Raw genomic sequence first — 16,319 nt, 5'->3', positions numbered from 1 at the left:
TTCCGGACCTTACGGCAAAATGTTCCGTAGCGTCCTTCGCCAGTTCGGGTTATGCAAGCCCCAACCCGGCGTGAATCGATCCATGGAACCGCAGATAGGGACGCCACCGTTATGGGCAAGACCCAAGGCACCATCGACACGCAACCCGCGCCGATCCCCGGCAATCAGGATGGCGTGGAATCCGGCGCATCGCGCACCGGCCTGTTCGGGAACGAACACCCGTTGCGGTATGCGCTGACAAACGAGCTGCATGCCCGGCCGTTCGAGATGCTCGAGCCGCCAGTCCGGATCAGCATGTATGCGACGATGCTGGCAGAGGGCCGGAACTCCGGCGTGCATGCGCATCTGAAGGATTTGTGCGACCGGCATGGCGTCAACCCGCCTACCGAGGACATGAACCATTTCTCGGCGGATTTCGGGCCCTTCCGGCTGCGCTTCGAGCGCCATACCGAGTTTGCCAGCTACACCGTCCTGCGCCATGGCCGCTTCGATAAGCCCTTTGCCGTCAGCGCCTGGCAATATCTGCCGAAAGACTGGCTTGCCGCGATGCCGGGTGAAGTGCTGGTCGCGACGAATCTGGCGGTTCTGCCCGTCGATGGCGACGACCCCGATCCAGAAATCCTCTCGGAAATGTTCGTGCCGGAAAGCCTGGTTACCAGCACCTTGTCCGGTGCATCCTCGAGGGTCTGGTCGGACCTGCGCATTCATGGCGACGGGCATAACAGAATTCTGCTGAAGCCCTACGATCTGCCGCCGGCAAAGGCCGGGCGGGTGGTCCAGCGGCTCCTGGAGGTCGTTGCCTATCGCAACCTCGCCCTTCTGGCGCTGCCGGTTTCGCGCGAGGTCGGACCGGAACTGACCCGGATCGACCGGGGGCTGGCATCGCTGACCGGCGAAATGGCGCAGATTGTCGAACAGGGCAATGTGGAGGGTGGCAAACGTGAAGACGGTGCGCGTCGGGAATCGGAATTGCTGACCCAGTTGATGCAGATTTCCGCCGAGATCGAGCGAATGAACTCCCAGCACAGTTACCGTTTCTCCGCCGCCCGGGCCTATTTCGCCCTTGTGGATGCCCGGCTGGATGAGCTGCGGGAGGAACGCCATGAAGGCTATCAGACCGTTCGGGAATTCCTCGATAGGCGTCTCGCGCCGGCGCGGCGGACCTGCGAATCGGTCGAGATCCGCATGGCGGACCTGTCGCGGCGCGCGACGCGGGCGGCAAACCTGCTTCGGACTCGGGTCGACTTCATGCTGGAGAAGCAGAATCAGGGACTTCTGAGTTCGATGGACCGCCGCGCCAGGATGCAGCTGCGCCTCCAGCAGACGGTCGAAGGGCTGTCCGTTGCGGCGATAACCTATTACGCGGTCGGCCTGATCGGCTATGCGGCCAAGGGTGTGGTGGATCTGGGGGTGCCCCTCTATCCGCCCTATGTCCAGGCTGCGGCGGTGCCGCTGGTTGCGCTGGCCGTTTGGTTGGGGCTCCACCGGGTACGCAAGCGGTTGGACCGCGACGGCTGAAGCCCGACGGCGCCCCGGATCAGGTGCTACAATCTGTCGCTGACGCCGGAATCTCGGGCTTGGCGGGCAATGAAATTTCTTCGCAAGCCCCTGAATTCCGTTGATTTGCGGGCGATGCTGGTGTTTAACGCGCGGAGCTACCGGAGGGCCGATCGTCAGAAAGACCCTACCCGGCGCCGCCTTGAATGAGGCGCATAGCGAGGTACTATGTGAGACGTTCGGATAGAGCTGTATTACGGGCCGTCGGTACGCGGCCGTGACAGGATCTGAATCGACGAGGTTTGCATCGCTCCTGCGGATCGGGAATTCGCAGGCGCGGGGGTAAAGACGGGAGAAATAGGGTGCGCAAGCTCTTCACCATCCTTTCGGGACTGAGCGCGTTGGCGGTAGGCGCCGTGGCGACCGCCGGTCAAGCGCTGGCAGCGAAGGCCGAACCCTGGCAGCTTGGGCTGCCGGAGCCGGTCACGGCGCTGGCCCGCCAAATGGACGAGTTCCATACCTATTGGCTGATGCCGATCATCACGATCATCACCATCTTTGTGCTGGTGCTGCTGCTCTATGTCTGCTGGCGGTTCCGCGAAAGCGCCAATCCGGTCCCGTCCAAGACGACACACAATTCCCTGCTGGAGGTCCTTTGGACTGGTATTCCGGTGGTGATCCTGGTCGTGCTCGCCTTCCCGTCGTTGTCGCTGCTTTATGCGACCGACGATTTCGAAGGGTCGGAAATGACGCTGAAGATCGTTGGGCATCAGTGGTACTGGGAATATCAGTATCCCGATCACGGCAACTTCAAGATCGACGCCTATGTCGCCGCGCGCACCCATGAGGAAGCGGAGCAGTTGGGCGTTGAGCGTCTGATGGCGACGGACGAAATCATCGTCCTGCCGGCCAACACCAAGATCCGCCTGCAGATGACGTCGGCGGACGTGCTCCACAACTGGTCGCTTAGCGATTTCGGGGTGCGCATGGATACGGTGCCGGGGCGTCTGAACGAATTTCCGCTGAGCCCGATCGAGAAGACGGGTGAGTATTTCGGGTTCTGCTCCGAGCTTTGCGGCACGGATCACGCCTTCATGCCGATCCACGTCCGGGTCGTCCCGAAGGATGAGTTCGAGGCCTGGGCGGCCGAAGCGCGCGAGAAGTACGACCTGGTCGAAGAAGCTCGCAAGCCCGGCACGGGTGAAGCGCTGGCGGTGACGCCGGCCGGCGCCGCGCAATAATCGGGGCAGGAGAGGGCCCTGTTTCGGTGCGGGGTCCGCTAAGGAAGACGGAGAAGTTCGATGGCTAACGCTACTGCAGCGCATCACGACGACCACGGCGCCCCGCGCGGGATTGCCCGGTGGCTGTATTCAACCAACCACAAAGACATCGGGACGATGTATCTCATCTTCTCGATCGTCGCCGGCATCATCGGCGGTGCCGCGTCTGTCTACATGCGCATGGAGCTTCAGCATCCCGGCGTACAGTTCATGGCGGATGGCCACGAATGGAACATGGTGGTGACCGCGCATGGTCTGATCATGGTCTTCTTCGTCGTCATGCCTGGGCTTATCGGCGGTTTCGGCAACTGGTTCGTGCCGCTGATGATCGGGGCGCCGGACATGGCCTTCCCGCGCATGAATAACATCTCTTTCTGGCTGCTGATTCCGGCCTTCGTGCTGCTGATTCTCTCCGCGCTTCTGGGCGGCGGGGCCGGCACCGGCTGGACGATCTATCCGCCGCTGTCGAGCGCGAACGGGCCGTTCTCCGGGCATGACGGGCCTGCGGTAGACATGGCGATCTTCGCCCTTCACCTGGCGGGTGCCAGCTCCATCCTGGGGGCGATCAACTTCATCACCACGATCTTCAACATGCGCGCGCCGGGCATGACGCTGCACAAGATGCCGCTGTTCGCCTGGTCGATGCTGGTCACGGCCTTCCTGCTGGTGCTGTCGCTGCCGGTCCTTGGCGGTGCGATCACCATGCTGCTGACCGACCGCAACTTCGGTACCGCGTTCTTCCGTCCCGACATGGGCGGTGACCCGATCCTGTTCCAGCACCTGTTCTGGTTCTTCGGTCACCCGGAAGTCTACATCATGATCCTGCCGGCCTTCGGCATTCTCAGCCACGTCGTCTCGACCTTCTCCAAGAAGCCGATCTTCGGTTATCTGGGTATGGCCTACGCCATGGTCGCGATCGGCTTCGTCGGCTTCATCGTCTGGGCCCACCACATGTATACGGTCGGTCTGGACGTCGACACGAAGGCCTACTTCACGGCCGCGACGATGGTTATTGCCGTTCCGACGGGCATCAAGATCTTTTCGTGGATCGCCACGATGTGGGGCGGCTCGATCCGTTTCACCGTGCCGATGCTGTGGGCGATCGGGTTCATCTTCCTGTTCACCCTCGGCGGTGTGACGGGGGTTGTTCTGGCCAATGCCGGCATGGATGTGCAGATGCACGACACCTACTATGTCGTTGCGCACTTCCACTACGTGCTGTCGCTCGGCGCCGTTTTCGCGCTGTTCATGGGCATGTACTACTGGATGGGTAAGATGTCCGGTCGTGAAATCCCGAACTGGGCCGGTCACCTGCACTTCTGGACGACCTTCATCGGCGTCAACCTGACGTTCTTCCCGCAGCATTTCCTCGGCCTTGCCGGGATGCCGCGCCGGTATATCGACTATGCCGACGGGTTCGCCGCGTGGAACAACATTTCCTCCATCGGGGCCTATATCGCCTTCGCGTCGACGATCTTCTTCGTCGTCGTGCTGATCTACACGCTGGCCGCCGGTCGCCGTGCAGAGGCCAATCCGTGGGGTGAAGGCGCCACGACGCTGGAATGGACGGTGTCTTCGCCGCCGCCGTTCCACACCTTCAACACGCTGCCGCGCATTACCGGCGGCAACGGTCACTGATCCGTGTTCTACCCGCCGCCGGGCGAACTGTTCCGGCGGCGGGAGCACGGTTCGTGACATGACGTTTGTTGGCTTGTTAGAGGTTCTAGAGACGTGAGCGAGACGGCTTTGCAAGATGGTCTGGCCGCCGGTTCGAAGGGGGCGGAGGTCCGGGATTACATCCGCCTTTTGAAGCCGCGGGTGATGTCGCTTGTCGTCTTTTCCGGTTTTGCCGGCCTGATTCTGGCGCCCGGCGATCTGCATCCCGTTCTCGCGGCTGTTGCCGTTCTGTGCATCGCCGTCGGTTCCGGCGCGGCCGGTGCGATCAACATGTGGTACGATCGCGACATCGACGCGATCATGACCCGGACTCGTGGACGGCCGATCCCGCGCGGCAAGATCGCGGCGGACGATGCGCTGGCTTTCGGAACTGTCCTCGCGGTGGGGTCGGTCTTCCTTATGGCACTGGCCGTGAACTACATGGCGGCCGCCATCCTGGCCGTCGCAATCCTGTTCTATGTCTTCATCTATACAATGTGGCTGAAGCGGTCGACGCCCCAGAACATCGTGATCGGCGGGGCGGCCGGTGCGTTCCCGCCAATGATCGGCTGGGCCGCGGTGACCGGCGGGATTTCCATCGAATCCGTCGTTCTGTTCAGCCTGATCTTCTTCTGGACGCCGCCGCATTTCTGGGCGCTGGCACTCTATCGTCGCGGCGACTACGCCGATGCCGGCGTGCCGATGCTGCCGGTCGTTGCCGGTGTCCGTTCGACCAAGCTGCAGATGCTGGCCTACACGGTCCTGCTGCTGCCGCTGGCCGTGGCGCCCTACTGGCTCGGCATTGCCGGCCCGCTATACGGTGCCGCCGCTGCGGTGCTGGGCATCCTGTTCACGCTGTCCGCCATTGCCGTCTGGTTCGACGACACGGACAAGTCGGCGAAGCGGATGTTCGGCTATTCGATTTTCTATCTGTTCGCGCTGTTCGGGGCGATGATCCTCGATGCCGGCGCGGGCCTTGCCGTCTGACGGCGATGGCCATGAAGGAGGCGCAAATGGCTGCCGATGACAAGAACGACCTGGCGATGACGGACGAGGAAATCCGCCGCCGTCAACGCAGCCGCAACGTCGCGGTGGCGCTGGCTGTCGGGGCATTCGTCGTCATCGTGTTCGTCGTCACGATCGTGCGGATGCAGGCGGGTATCGACGCCTCGATGGGCGGCTGAGGAAGAACGGCATGGATCCCCAACTCGCCCGCAAGAATAGAAGGATGCTGGCTGGCTGTGTTTTAGCTGTCGGCTGCATGATCGGTCTCAGCTTCGCCGCTGTGCCGCTCTACGATCTGTTCTGCCGGGTTACGGGCTATGGCGGAACAACGCAGGTGTCGGCCACCGCGCCGGGCGAGGTGCTGGATCGCGTTATCACGGTCCGTTTCGATGCGTCGACCAATGTAGCGCTGCCGTGGCGCTTCAGCCCAGAGCAGCGGAGTGTGGATGTCCGCGTCGGTGAATCCGCAATGGCCTTCTATGCCGCGGAGAATCCCACGGACACGCGCACGGTCGGGACCGCGACGTTCAATGTGACGCCGCTGAAGGCGGGACAGTATTTCACGAAGGTTGAATGCTTCTGCTTTACTGAGCAGGTGCTGGAGCCCGGCCAGAGGGTGGCCATGCCGGTCAGCTTCTATGTCGATCCGGCCATCGCTGAAGACAGAAATCTGGACGATGTGGATACGATCACATTGTCTTACACATTCTTCCCGATGGAAGTTGAAGAAGACACGTCCGGGGCCGGCAGCACCGCCGCGTCCGGACAGCCGGCGCCGGTCAACTGACGCCGATTGGGTGAGAACGGTGCCGCTGGTGCGGGACCGGGACAGGTTTTGAAGTATAGTGACGACGGCGCCGGAACGGTTTCGGTGCCTCAGAGACGGGGGTAAGCCATGGCAGGCGATCATCACGCGGTCGACCACGACTATCACTTGGTAAATCCGAGCCCGTGGCCGGCATTCGGTGCGCTGAGCGGCTTCGTGCTGGCTTTCGGCACGGTTTGGTATATGCATCCGACAATGCTGGGCGATTTTTCCATCGGCCTGGCGGGAACGGCAATCGGGCTGATCATGGTGTTGTGCACCATGTATTTCTGGTGGCGCGATGTGGTTCGAGAGTCTCATGCGGGCGACCACAAGCCGGTCGTGCAGCTGGGGCTGCGCTACGGCATGTCGCTGTTCATCGCCTCCGAGGTGATGTTCTTCGCCGCATTCTTCTGGGCCTTCTTCGACGCCAGCCTGTTTGCGACCGAGGAAATCCAGTTCTGGCGGACGGAAGCCAATGGCGGGCAATGGCCGCCGGCGCATATCGAGACCTTCGATCCGTTCCATCTGCCGCTGATGAACACGATGATCCTGCTGCTGTCGGGCTGCACCGTGACCTGGGCACACCACGCCCTGCGCGAAGGCAAGCGCAAGGAACTCATCCAGGGGCTGGCTCTGACGGTCGTTCTGGGCGCCTGCTTCACCGCGCTGCAGGCCTATGAGTACGGCCATGCGGCCTTCGGTTTCACGGAAGGCATCTACTCGTCGACCTTCTACATGGCGACCGGCTTCCACGGTTTCCACGTTATCGTCGGAACGCTGTTCCTGCTGGTTTGCCTGATCCGGGCGTCGCGCGGCGACTTCACGCCGAGCAAGCATTTCGGTTTCGAGGCTGCGGCCTGGTATTGGCACTTCGTTGATGTTGTGTGGCTGTTCCTGTTCGTCTGCGTCTACTGGTGGGGCGGCTGATCGGCCAGAGTTGAGTTGTGCGGGCCGCCTGGGAACAGGCGGCCCGTTCGGTTTTTGGGGGAGCGACATCGCGGCTTCCGGCTTCGCCCGGCGTGACCAGAAGGATCTGTACGATGACTGCGCCATCTCCCTTGCATACCGGTTTTCGCGGCCGATGCCCGCGTTGCGGCACCGGCCCCCTCTATTCCGGTTTCCTCAAGGTCGCGGATGAATGCGGCCATTGCGGCCTGAAGTACAGCTTCGAGAATGCCGGAGATGGTGCCGTCCCCTTTCTGATCCTGATCATCGGTGCCATCGGCGTCGGTCTGGGCGCCTGGGTGATGTTGGCATTTGATACCGCCATCTGGGTCCCTATTGTCATTGCCGTGCCGGTGGTCAGCATTCTGACCCTGATTATGCTGCCCCGCACGAAGGGGCTTCTGATTGCATTGCAATATGTCAATCAGGCCAGCGATACCGGCACTGACAGCTACGATAAGTCGTGAGAGACAGATGTTCCGACCGAAATTGATCCCTACCCTGTTCACTCTTCCCGCGCTGGTGGCCCTGGTCTGGCTCGGCGCCTGGCAGCTGCAGCGCCTGGAATGGAAGGAAACCCTGCTGGACCGGCTGCATACGCGGGCTGAGGCCGAAGCCGTTGCCCTTCCGGCAGGCGATCTCGATATCGACGAGTGGGAATTTCAGCGCGTCACCGTGACCGGCGAATTTCTGCACGACCAGGAGGTTCACCTGCTGAACCGGTCGCTGAACGGAAATCCGGGTCTCCATATCCTGACTCCGTTGCGCCGCACCGACATGCCCGACGCGCAGACTGTGCTGGTGAATCGAGGCTGGGTGCCGTTCGAACTGAAAGAGCGCTCGGCCCGTCCTGACGGGCTGGTCGACGGCCCGGTTACGGTGGAAGGCATTGTCCGGTTTCAGCGTCCCATCACCGGCCTGCAGCGGGTCTTCCTGCCGGAGAACGAACCGGCGAACAATGTCTGGTATTCGGTTGATCAGGCCCAGATTGAGGAAACGGCGTCGCTGTCCCTGACGAACTTCTATGTCGTGGATGGTAACACGGACGTCCCGGGCACCTATCCTCTTGGCCGGCAATGGATTCTGGATATCCGCAATGACCATCTGCAGTATGCCCTCACATGGTTCCTGCTGGCCGGTGCGCTGGTGGTGATTTATGTCGTCTACCATCGTCGCGGCGGAAACGGCGAATGACCGATTCGAAGGCTGCCTATCGGGATCTGGAGCGTCGCTTCCATCGCATGGCCGTTCTGGGCGAGGTCGCAACGATCCTGCACTGGGATGCGGCTACGACCATGCCCGACGGCGGTGCCGGTCCGCGCAGCGATCAACTGGCCGAAATGAAGCTGATCCGGCACCAGGCCATGACGGATCCGGCGGTGGCCGCACTGCTGGATGACGCCGAGGCGGCGGTAACGCATCTGACGGATTGGGAGGCCGCAAATCTTCGCGAGATGCGCCGGGACCACAGGCTGACGACTGCCCTGGATGAATCCCTGGTCGAAGCGATGAGCAAGGCCGCCAGCGCCTGTGAGCATGCATGGCGGGAGGCGCGGGCCAGTTCCGATTTTGCGTCCGTACAACCCCTGCTGCAACGGGTCGTGGAACTGACCCGGGAGATCGCGGCTGCCTATGCCGACGTCTTTGGCCTGTCGCCCTATGATGCCCTGGTGGAAACCTATGCTCCGGGAACGCGCTCGGCCGATTTCGACCCGATCTTCGACGATTATGCGGCATTTCTGCCCGACTTCCTTCCGCAGGTCCTGGAGCGGCAGGTAAAAGGGGGTGAGCCGCTGAAACCGAAACCGGCCCCGGTCGAGCGACAGAGGGTCCTGGTCGAGAAACTGGCTGCCGCGACCGGCTTCGATTTCACCCGCGGTCGGGTCGATGTCAGCGCCCATCCGTTTTCAACCGGCTATCCCGGCGATCAGCGCATCACCGTGAGTTACAATGCAGAGGAGCCGACATTTGCGGTCATGGCCGCCCTGCATGAATGCGGTCATGCGGCCTATGAGGCCGGCTTGCCCCGCGACTGGATCCGGCAGCCGGTCGGTCAGTCTCTTGGCATGGTGGTCCATGAAAGTCAGTCTCTCAGCATTGAGATGCAGGCCAGCCGCTCCAGCGGATTTCTGACCTGGCTGGCCGGTCAGGCCGCCTCGGTGCTGGGGGACGATCCGGCCTATGAACCGGAGAACTTCCGCCGACTGCAACAATGGGTGAAGCCGGACTTCATTCGGGTTGATGCGGACGAGGTGACCTATCCGGCCCACGTCATTCTGCGCACCCGGCTGGAGCGGGCCATTCTGTCCGGCGATCTGCCCCTGGCGGAGCTTCCGGGAGCCTGGAATGACGGTATGAAGAGCTTGCTCGGCATCGATGTGCCGGATGACCGCAGGGGCTGTCTTCAGGACATCCACTGGTATGACGGTGCCATCGGCTACTTCCCGACCTATACGTTGGGGGCCATGCTGGCGGCGCAACTGGCGGAGGCGGCCGCCCGCGCGGTGCCGACCATTCCGCAGGCACTTGCAAACGGGGACTTTTCACCCTTGATGGCATGGTTACGCGATGCCATTCATTCGAAGGGTTGCTTTAATACATCAGACGACTTGATCCGTAGCGCATCGGGAAACCCGCTGAACGCTGCCGCCTTCAAACGGCATCTTCGGCAACGCTATCTGGGAGAGTAGGAAATGGAAGACACCGCGAAGCAGATGCAGGAATTCTGGGAATGGGCTGTTCCCACTGCGCTGGAATATGGCAGCAACATCCTTGAGGCTCTGATCATACTGATCATCGGTCTCTGGCTGGCCAGCTGGCTTTCCGGTGCGACCCGGCGGACGCTGGACAAGTACAAGCGGGTCGATGGCACGCTGAAGCCGCTCTTCGCAAGCCTGGTTCGCTACACGATCGTCATCATGACGGTCATTGCGATCCTGAGCCAGTTCGGGGTCCAGACAGCCAGCATCATCGCCGTACTCGGTGCCGCCGGCCTCGCAATCGGTCTGGCGCTTCAGGGTACGCTTCAGAACATCGCGGCAGGGATCATGCTTCTGATCCTGCGCCCCTTCAAGGTGGGCGATTTTATCGACGCCGGTCCTGTATCGGCGACCGTCGATGAAATCGGTCTGTTCACGTCGCAGTTCACGACGGTGGACGGCGTCTACGTTTCCTGTCCGAACTCGAGCCTGTGGAATTCGAAGATCACGAACTATTCGCGCAACAACAAGCGCCGCATGGATCTGGTCGTCGGGATTTCCTATGACGATGATATCGGCAAGGCGGTCGAAATTCTGTCCGGTCTGATGGAAAAGGACGATCGCGTGCTGAAGGATCCTGCGCCGCAATGCATGGTAACGACGCTGGGCGACAGTTCGGTGAACATCACCATGCGCATGTGGGCGATGAGTTCGGATTTCTGGGCCCTGAAATGGGACATGACCCGCTGGGCCAAGGAAAAGATCGAAGAAGGCGGCCTCAGCATTCCGTACCCGCAGCGTGATGTGCATATGCTGCCCGCACCGTCGGAAAAGTAAGGACCGAAAATGCGTTACATCAGTACGCGCGGCACGGCGCCGGATCTCGGATTTGACGACGTTCTGCTGACCGGGCTTGCCCGGGACGGAGGGCTTTATGTTCCGGCGGATTGGCCGCGTTTCTCGGCCGCCGAATGGCGCGAGATGCGTGGCCTTTCCTATGATGAGCTGGCCGCGCGCGTGTGCTCCCCCTATCTGGGTGACGCCATCGACGAGGATGATTTCGCCGATATGGCGGCGGATGCCTATAGCGGCTTCGACCACGATGCCGTCGCCCCGCTGAAACAGCTCAGCGGGGATACCTGGCTGATGGAGCTGTTCCACGGTCCGACGCTCAGTTTCAAGGACTACGCGCTCCAGTTGGTCGGTCGCATGTTCGATCATGTCCTGACCCGGCGGGGCGAACGGATCTGTATCGTCGGCGCCACCTCGGGCGATACCGGTTCGGCTGCTATCGAGGCCTGCCGCGACCGGGATGCGGTGGACATCTTCATCATGCATCCCTATCAGCGCTGCTCGGACGTGCAGCGCAGGCAGATGACCACGATCCAGGCTACCAATGTCCACAACATCGCCGTCGACGGTACGTTCGACGATTGCCAGGATCTGGTGAAGGCGATGTTCAATGACATGGCTTTCCGCGATCAGATGCACCTGTCGGCGGTGAACTCAATCAACTGGGCACGGATCATGTGTCAGATCGTCTATTATGCCCATGCCGCCCTGTCTCTGGGGGCGCCTGATCGTGAGGTGTCCTTTGCCGTGCCGACCGGCAATTTCGGCAATGTCTTCGCTGCCTACGCCGCCCGTCAGATGGGCTTGCCGATCGGGCAACTGATCGTCGGCGCCAACGAAAACGACATCCTGTCGCGCTTCTTCAATGCCAACGACATGTCGATGCAGACCGTGGTGCCTACCCTGTCGCCGTCTATGGATATCCAGGTTTCCAGCAATTTCGAACGCTTGTTGTTCGAATTGATGGATCGGGACGGGCCGGCGGTTGCGCATCTGATGCAGACCTTCCGGGCGTCAGGCAAGCTGGACCTGGATCGGGAGCGTTGGCAGCGTGCCCTTCAGCTGTTTTCGGCCCATCGACTGTCCAATGATGAGTGCCGTGCCGCCATGAAGGCAGTGCTTGAATCCACCGGGGAACTGGTCGATCCGCACAGTGCGATCGGGGTCGTCGCGGGCTGGACGCGGCGCCAGGACCCGGCGGTGCCGCTGGTCGTGGCGGCCACCGCGCATCCGGCCAAGTTCCCGGATTCCGTCGAGGAGGCGACCGGCACACGTCCGCAGCTGCCGCCGCGTCTGAGCGACCTGTTTGAGCGCGAGGAGCGTTACGAGCGTCTGCCGAACACACTGAACGCCATTCAGGAATTTGTGCGCGGATCCAACCGGGCGGGGCAGCAATGAGCTCGGTCCGAATTGACACGTTATCCAACGGCCTGCGGGTCGCCACGGATACCATGCCGGGTACGCGTACGGCCAGTGTCGGCGTCTGGGTCGGCACGGGTGCCCGGGCGGAACCCAAGGAAATCAATGGTGTCGCGCATTTTCTGGAGCATATGGCATTCAAGGGAACCCGTTCCCGCTCCGCCCGCCAGATTGCCGAGGAGATCGAGGCCGCCGGCGGTTATCTGAACGCCTATACCGCCCGGGAGAACACAGCGTACTACGCCAAGGTCCTTGCCGAGGATTTGCCGCTGGCGGTCGATATCGTCGCCGACATCCTGCAGAATCCGACCTTTGACGAGGTCGAGCTGGAGCGCGAGCGCGGCGTGATCCTGCAGGAAATCGGCCAGTGCCACGACACGCCGGACGATCTTGTCTTCGATCTGTTCCAGGAAGTGGCCTATCCGGACCAATCGATGGGCCGGCCGGTGCTGGGCACATCCGAAACCGTCCGGCGCATGCCGCGCGATTCCATTCGCGATTTCATGGCGCGGCGCTATGCCGGTGAGAACATGGTTCTTTGCGCCGCTGGCGGCGTCGATCACGATCGGTTCCTTGCCCTGGCGGAGGAGAAGTTTCAGGCATTGGGGGCGGTGCAGGAAACGGAGATTGCGCAGGCCGATTATCAGGGCGGGGAACACAGGCTGAACCGCGACAGCGAACAGGTTCATCTGCTGCTCGGCTTCGAAGGGCCTTCCTTTGCCGACAACGACTACTACACCTCGAACGTCCTTTCCGCCCTGTTGGGCGGCGGCATGTCCTCCCGACTGTTTCAGTCGATCCGGGAAGAGCGCGGGCTGGCCTATTCGATCTATTCCTTCGCCTGGACCTTTGCCGATACCGGCCTTTTCGGGATCTATGCCGGAACCGGAGAGGATGATGTCGGCGAACTTGTGCCGGTCATGACCGACGAGATCCTGGGGCTGGCGGACAGCTTGACCGATGCGGAGATCGCCCGCGCAATCACCCAGGTCAAGGCGTCGCTCCTGATGTCGCGGGAAAGCTCCGGCGGACGATGCGATCAACTCGGCAATCAGGTTCTGATACATGGCCGCGCGCTCGACGAGGCGGAACAGGTCGCCGCCGTGGAACGTGTCGGAAAGGCAGAACTGCAGGCGCTTGCACGACGCATCTTCGCGTCCCGACCGACCGTTTCGGCCATCGGACCTCTCTCACGGCTTGAAAGTTACGACCGTATCGCGGATCGTTTGCGGGCAGCCTGACACAGCAAGCCCGCGATACATGCTTCAATTCTTTCGACACTCCCTGCCGCGATGTCGATATTCCGGCCCTCGCGTCGCATTGCGACCACCGCGTGTGTCGGACCAGGCGGCATGGATGGCGGTTCGGGACCGATCGAAAGCCTTCCTGGAACCCTGGGAACCGGCCTGGCCTCGGGATGCTCTGACGCCGGGTGCCTTTCGCCGGCGCCTGCATCGGGTTGAGCAGGAATGGCGGTCGGGTATCGGGTACGGCTTCTTCATCGTCGACGACAAGACGGACGAGCTTTTGGGGGGCATCACCCTGGCAAATGTGCGTCGGGGCGTCGTTGAATCGGCCAATGTCGGATACTGGATCGCGAAGGATCATTCGCGAAAGGGTTACATGACGGAAGCCATTCAGATTCTTCTGGATTTCGCCTTCTGCAAGCTGAACCTTCACCGCATCGAAGCCGCCTGTCTCGTTCACAACGAGGCGAGCCGGAACCTGCTTCTGAAATCCGGATTCCGGCTTGAAGGCCGCGCCCGCAAATATCTGTGCATCGCCGGGCGTTGGCAGGATCACGACACCTTCGGCATCCTGCGTACGGACGACCGTCCGGCAGTGCCGGTGACGGAGCGCTGATCGATCCGGTCGGCGGGACGAATCGGCGATTCCGCGTGCTCGGTCGCGCGATGGGGCGAATAAACCGAAAATGCCTTACTTTTGCCGGATTTCCTAAGGAGAAAAGAATTGCCGGAATGGCTGAATCGGCGTAAGTCACACGCTTGTATGAGCGCGCCGCAACGCTCCATTTCGCGCGGGTTTCAGCGGTGTTGAGCCGCCGCATCCAATGGCTGAAAAGCGACATGGCATGCGGCTGGATTGCTAGGGGTCGGAGGCTAAGGCTGCCACTATGTTTTCTCGGTTACTCGGTTTTCTCTCCGCCGACATGGCGATCGATCTCGGTACGGCCAACACGCTGGTTTACGTCAAGGGGCGTGGCATCGTCCTGAACGAGCCGTCCGTTGTCGCGATCGCCGAAGTGAAGGGCAAGAAGCAGGTTCTCGCCGTCGGGGACGAGGCGAAGATGATGCTGGGGCGTACGCCCGGCAACATACAGGCCATCCGGCCGCTGCGCGATGGTGTGATCGCCGACTTCGAAGTCGCCGAAGAGATGATCAAGCACTTCATTCGCAAGGTTCACAATCGCCGCAGCTTCGCCAGTCCGCAGGTCATTGTCTGTGTGCCGTCCGGATCCACCGCGGTGGAGCGTCGTGCCATTCAGGAATCCGCGGAAAGCGCCGGTGCGCGCCGGGTCTTCCTGATCGAGGAGCCGATGGCCGCCGCGATTGGCGCCAATCTGCCGGTGACCGAACCGACCGGCTCCATGGTGGTCGATATCGGCGGCGGTACGACCGAGGTTGCGGTGCTGTCGCTGGGCGGCATTGTCTATTCGCGCTCCGTGCGTGTCGGTGGCGACAAGATGGACGAGGCCATTATTGCCTATATCCGTCGCAATCATAACCTGCTCGTCGGGGAAGGCTCTGCCGAGCGGATCAAGAAGAAGATCGGTTCCGCCTGTCCGCCGGAAGAAGGCGACGGGGAAATGATGGAAATAAAGGGCCGGGATCTGATGAACGGCGTCCCGAAGGAGCTGAACATCTCCGAGCGCCAGATCGCAGAAAGCCTGGCCGAGCCGGTTGGTGCCATCATAGAGGCGGTCAAGGTCGCGCTGGAACAGACTCCGCCGGAGCTTGCCGCCGACATTGTCGACAAGGGTATCGTGCTGACCGGCGGTGGCGGGATGCTGCGCAATCTTGATTACGTGCTTCGGCACGCCACGGGGCTTCCGGTTTCCATCGCGGACGAGGCGTTGAGCTGTGTCGCTCTGGGCACCGGCCGGTGCCTCGAGGAGATGCGCACGCTGAAGAACGTGCTGATCAGTATGTACAATTAGTCGCTGCCGCGGGTTCCCCCGGCCGACGCGAAAGTCGCCGTGGGACGATCGGGTGGGGGCTCCGGTTGGTCCGGGTTTTGGTGTCTGGTTGGTGTTGACTGGTTGGTAGAGGCTGGGGGCCATCTTGGCGAAACGCGCAAAAGGGCCTGAAATCAGAACGGCGCAGCCGCTTCGCACGCTGGCGCAGCGACTGCTCTTCGCGCTTTTCCTCGGAAGTTCCATTGCCCTTATGGTTCTCGGGCGGTCCGATCCGGAAGCGTTCGAGCGTGCGCGTACGCAGGTTACCGATGCGGCGGCACCGATCCTGGAGACGCTGACCCGTCCGGTCGACGCGGTGAACAACGTCGTCGGCGAAGTGAAGAACCTTGCCCATCTGCATGAGGAGAATGCCCGGCTGCGCCAGGAAGTGGCGCGGCTGCAGCAATGGCAGGCGGTCGCCCGCCGGCTGGAAGTTGAAAACATCCAGATGCGTGAACTGCTGACCTTCGAACGCGAGGATGTGAAACGCTTCGTGACGGGCCGGGTTATCGGAATGGGCAGCACTTTCGTGCGTTCTCTGGTGCTGAATGTCGGGCACAGCGATGGCGCACAGAAGGGGCAGGCGGCGGTGACCGGCGACGGTCTGATTGGCCGGGTGGCCGAGGTTGGGCAAAGATCGTCACGGGTGCTGCTGATTACCGACCTGAATAGCCGGGTCCCGGTCGTGATCGAAAATTCGCGGGCGCGGGCAATTCTGGCCGGCGACAATACTTCCTTTCCGCGGTTGATCTACGGCGCGGCGAATTCGGATCTGACGCCGGGTCAGCGTGTGGTAACGTCAGGCGATGCCGGGGCGTTTCCGCCCGGTCTGCCGGTCGGCGTGATCTCCAGCGCGGATGAAAACGGCGTGCGGGTTCAGCCCTATGCGGCCGACGAACGACCGGAACTTGTCAGGCTGATGGATTTCGGCCTGGACGGAGTGCTGCAATAGACGCGGCAGC

Annotated in this window: 16 protein-coding genes; all 16 read left to right on the top strand. The window is 61.9% G+C overall.

Annotated features, from left to right (window positions below; genetic code table 11):
* The first annotated feature begins 111 nt into the window (after positions 1-111).
* The 16 genes from R8L07_04660 to mreC all read left to right on the top strand — a co-directional run bounded on the left by R8L07_04660 (position 112) and on the right by mreC (position 16,309).
* Positions 112-1,518: a DUF3422 domain-containing protein gene (locus R8L07_04660; protein ID MDW3204814.1), complete on the top strand. Its 1,407-nt coding sequence runs from the start codon at positions 112-114 to the stop codon at positions 1,516-1,518.
* A gap of 341 nt (positions 1,519-1,859) precedes the next feature.
* Positions 1,860-2,738, top strand: a complete 879-nt coding sequence (coxB, locus tag R8L07_04655) for a cytochrome c oxidase subunit II (GenBank protein ID MDW3204813.1) — start codon at positions 1,860-1,862, stop codon at positions 2,736-2,738.
* A gap of 60 nt (positions 2,739-2,798) precedes the next feature.
* Positions 2,799-4,415, top strand: a complete 1,617-nt coding sequence (gene ctaD / locus R8L07_04650) for a cytochrome c oxidase subunit I (GenBank protein ID MDW3204812.1) — start codon at positions 2,799-2,801, stop codon at positions 4,413-4,415.
* A 93-nt stretch (positions 4,416-4,508) separates the two neighbouring features.
* Positions 4,509-5,420, top strand: a complete 912-nt coding sequence (gene cyoE, locus R8L07_04645) for a heme o synthase (protein ID MDW3204811.1) — start codon at positions 4,509-4,511, stop codon at positions 5,418-5,420.
* Between the two features lie 26 nt (positions 5,421-5,446).
* Positions 5,447-5,617 (top strand): hypothetical protein, encoded by a 171-nt coding sequence (locus tag R8L07_04640; GenBank protein MDW3204810.1) that lies wholly within the window; start codon positions 5,447-5,449, stop codon positions 5,615-5,617.
* A gap of 11 nt (positions 5,618-5,628) precedes the next feature.
* Positions 5,629-6,225 (top strand): cytochrome c oxidase assembly protein, encoded by a 597-nt coding sequence (locus R8L07_04635; GenBank protein ID MDW3204809.1) that lies wholly within the window; start codon positions 5,629-5,631, stop codon positions 6,223-6,225.
* A gap of 108 nt (positions 6,226-6,333) precedes the next feature.
* Complete coding sequence (locus R8L07_04630; GenBank protein MDW3204808.1) at positions 6,334-7,173, top strand: cytochrome c oxidase subunit 3; 840 nt, start codon at positions 6,334-6,336, stop codon at positions 7,171-7,173.
* A gap of 113 nt (positions 7,174-7,286) precedes the next feature.
* Positions 7,287-7,658, top strand: coding sequence for a DUF983 domain-containing protein (locus tag R8L07_04625; GenBank protein MDW3204807.1), 372 nt, complete (start codon positions 7,287-7,289; stop codon positions 7,656-7,658).
* 7 nt (positions 7,659-7,665) lie between these two features.
* The gene (locus tag R8L07_04620) at positions 7,666-8,385 is read left to right on the top strand and encodes an SURF1 family protein (protein MDW3204806.1); all 720 of its coding nucleotides are present in this window, start codon (positions 7,666-7,668) and stop codon (positions 8,383-8,385) included.
* On the top strand, positions 8,382-9,881 hold the full coding sequence (locus R8L07_04615) for a carboxypeptidase M32 (protein MDW3204805.1): 1,500 nt from the start codon (positions 8,382-8,384) through the stop codon (positions 9,879-9,881). Before R8L07_04620 ends, R8L07_04615 begins: the two co-directional genes overlap by 4 nt.
* A gap of 3 nt (positions 9,882-9,884) precedes the next feature.
* Positions 9,885-10,727 carry a mechanosensitive ion channel gene (locus tag R8L07_04610; protein ID MDW3204804.1) on the top strand — a complete coding sequence of 281 codons (843 nt, stop codon included), beginning with the start codon at positions 9,885-9,887 and terminating at the stop codon, positions 10,725-10,727.
* 9 nt (positions 10,728-10,736) lie between these two features.
* Entirely contained in the window at positions 10,737-12,140 is a 1,404-nt protein-coding gene (gene thrC, locus R8L07_04605; GenBank protein MDW3204803.1) for a threonine synthase, read from the top strand.
* Positions 12,137-13,402, top strand: a complete 1,266-nt coding sequence (locus R8L07_04600; GenBank protein MDW3204802.1) for a pitrilysin family protein — start codon at positions 12,137-12,139, stop codon at positions 13,400-13,402. The genes thrC and R8L07_04600 overlap by 4 nt, the downstream gene beginning before the upstream one ends.
* Positions 13,403-13,421: 19 nt before the next feature.
* On the top strand, positions 13,422-14,024 hold the full coding sequence (locus tag R8L07_04595; protein ID MDW3204801.1) for a GNAT family protein: 603 nt from the start codon (positions 13,422-13,424) through the stop codon (positions 14,022-14,024).
* Between the two features lie 271 nt (positions 14,025-14,295).
* A complete protein-coding gene (locus R8L07_04590) occupies positions 14,296-15,339 on the top strand; it encodes a rod shape-determining protein (protein ID MDW3204800.1) in 1,044 nt (347 codons plus the stop codon).
* Positions 15,340-15,463: 124 nt separating this feature from the next.
* Positions 15,464-16,309 (top strand): rod shape-determining protein MreC, encoded by an 846-nt coding sequence (gene mreC, locus R8L07_04585; GenBank protein ID MDW3204799.1) that lies wholly within the window; start codon positions 15,464-15,466, stop codon positions 16,307-16,309.
* The last annotated feature ends 10 nt before the right edge of the window (positions 16,310-16,319 follow it).

It is taken from the genome of Alphaproteobacteria bacterium (assembly GCA_033344895.1).
Taxonomy (GTDB): Bacteria; Pseudomonadota; Alphaproteobacteria; order UBA8366; family Aestuariispiraceae; genus Pacificispira.
The sequence above is the reverse complement of the archived record's forward strand: the minus strand, read 5'-3'. Positions and strand labels throughout refer to the sequence as shown.

What these genes read in the sequence shown, in the direction of transcription:
- R8L07_04660 (MDW3204814.1), top strand. Translation starts at nt 112, where the DNA reads ATGGGCAAGACCCAAGGCACCATCGACACGCAACCCGCGCCGATCCCC.
- ctaD (MDW3204812.1), top strand. Translation starts at nt 2,799, where the DNA reads ATGGCTAACGCTACTGCAGCGCATCACGACGACCACGGCGCCCCGCGC.
- R8L07_04640 (MDW3204810.1), top strand. Translation starts at nt 5,447, where the DNA reads ATGGCTGCCGATGACAAGAACGACCTGGCGATGACGGACGAGGAAATC.
- R8L07_04635 (MDW3204809.1), top strand. Translation starts at nt 5,629, where the DNA reads ATGGATCCCCAACTCGCCCGCAAGAATAGAAGGATGCTGGCTGGCTGT.
- R8L07_04630 (MDW3204808.1), top strand. Translation starts at nt 6,334, where the DNA reads ATGGCAGGCGATCATCACGCGGTCGACCACGACTATCACTTGGTAAAT.
- R8L07_04625 (MDW3204807.1), top strand. Translation starts at nt 7,287, where the DNA reads ATGACTGCGCCATCTCCCTTGCATACCGGTTTTCGCGGCCGATGCCCG.
- R8L07_04620 (MDW3204806.1), top strand. Translation starts at nt 7,666, where the DNA reads ATGTTCCGACCGAAATTGATCCCTACCCTGTTCACTCTTCCCGCGCTG.
- R8L07_04615 (MDW3204805.1), top strand. Translation starts at nt 8,382, where the DNA reads ATGACCGATTCGAAGGCTGCCTATCGGGATCTGGAGCGTCGCTTCCAT.
- R8L07_04610 (MDW3204804.1), top strand. Translation starts at nt 9,885, where the DNA reads ATGGAAGACACCGCGAAGCAGATGCAGGAATTCTGGGAATGGGCTGTT.
- thrC (MDW3204803.1), top strand. Translation starts at nt 10,737, where the DNA reads ATGCGTTACATCAGTACGCGCGGCACGGCGCCGGATCTCGGATTTGAC.
- R8L07_04600 (MDW3204802.1), top strand. Translation starts at nt 12,137, where the DNA reads ATGAGCTCGGTCCGAATTGACACGTTATCCAACGGCCTGCGGGTCGCC.
- R8L07_04595 (MDW3204801.1), top strand. Translation starts at nt 13,422, where the DNA reads ATGCTTCAATTCTTTCGACACTCCCTGCCGCGATGTCGATATTCCGGC.
- R8L07_04590 (MDW3204800.1), top strand. Translation starts at nt 14,296, where the DNA reads ATGTTTTCTCGGTTACTCGGTTTTCTCTCCGCCGACATGGCGATCGAT.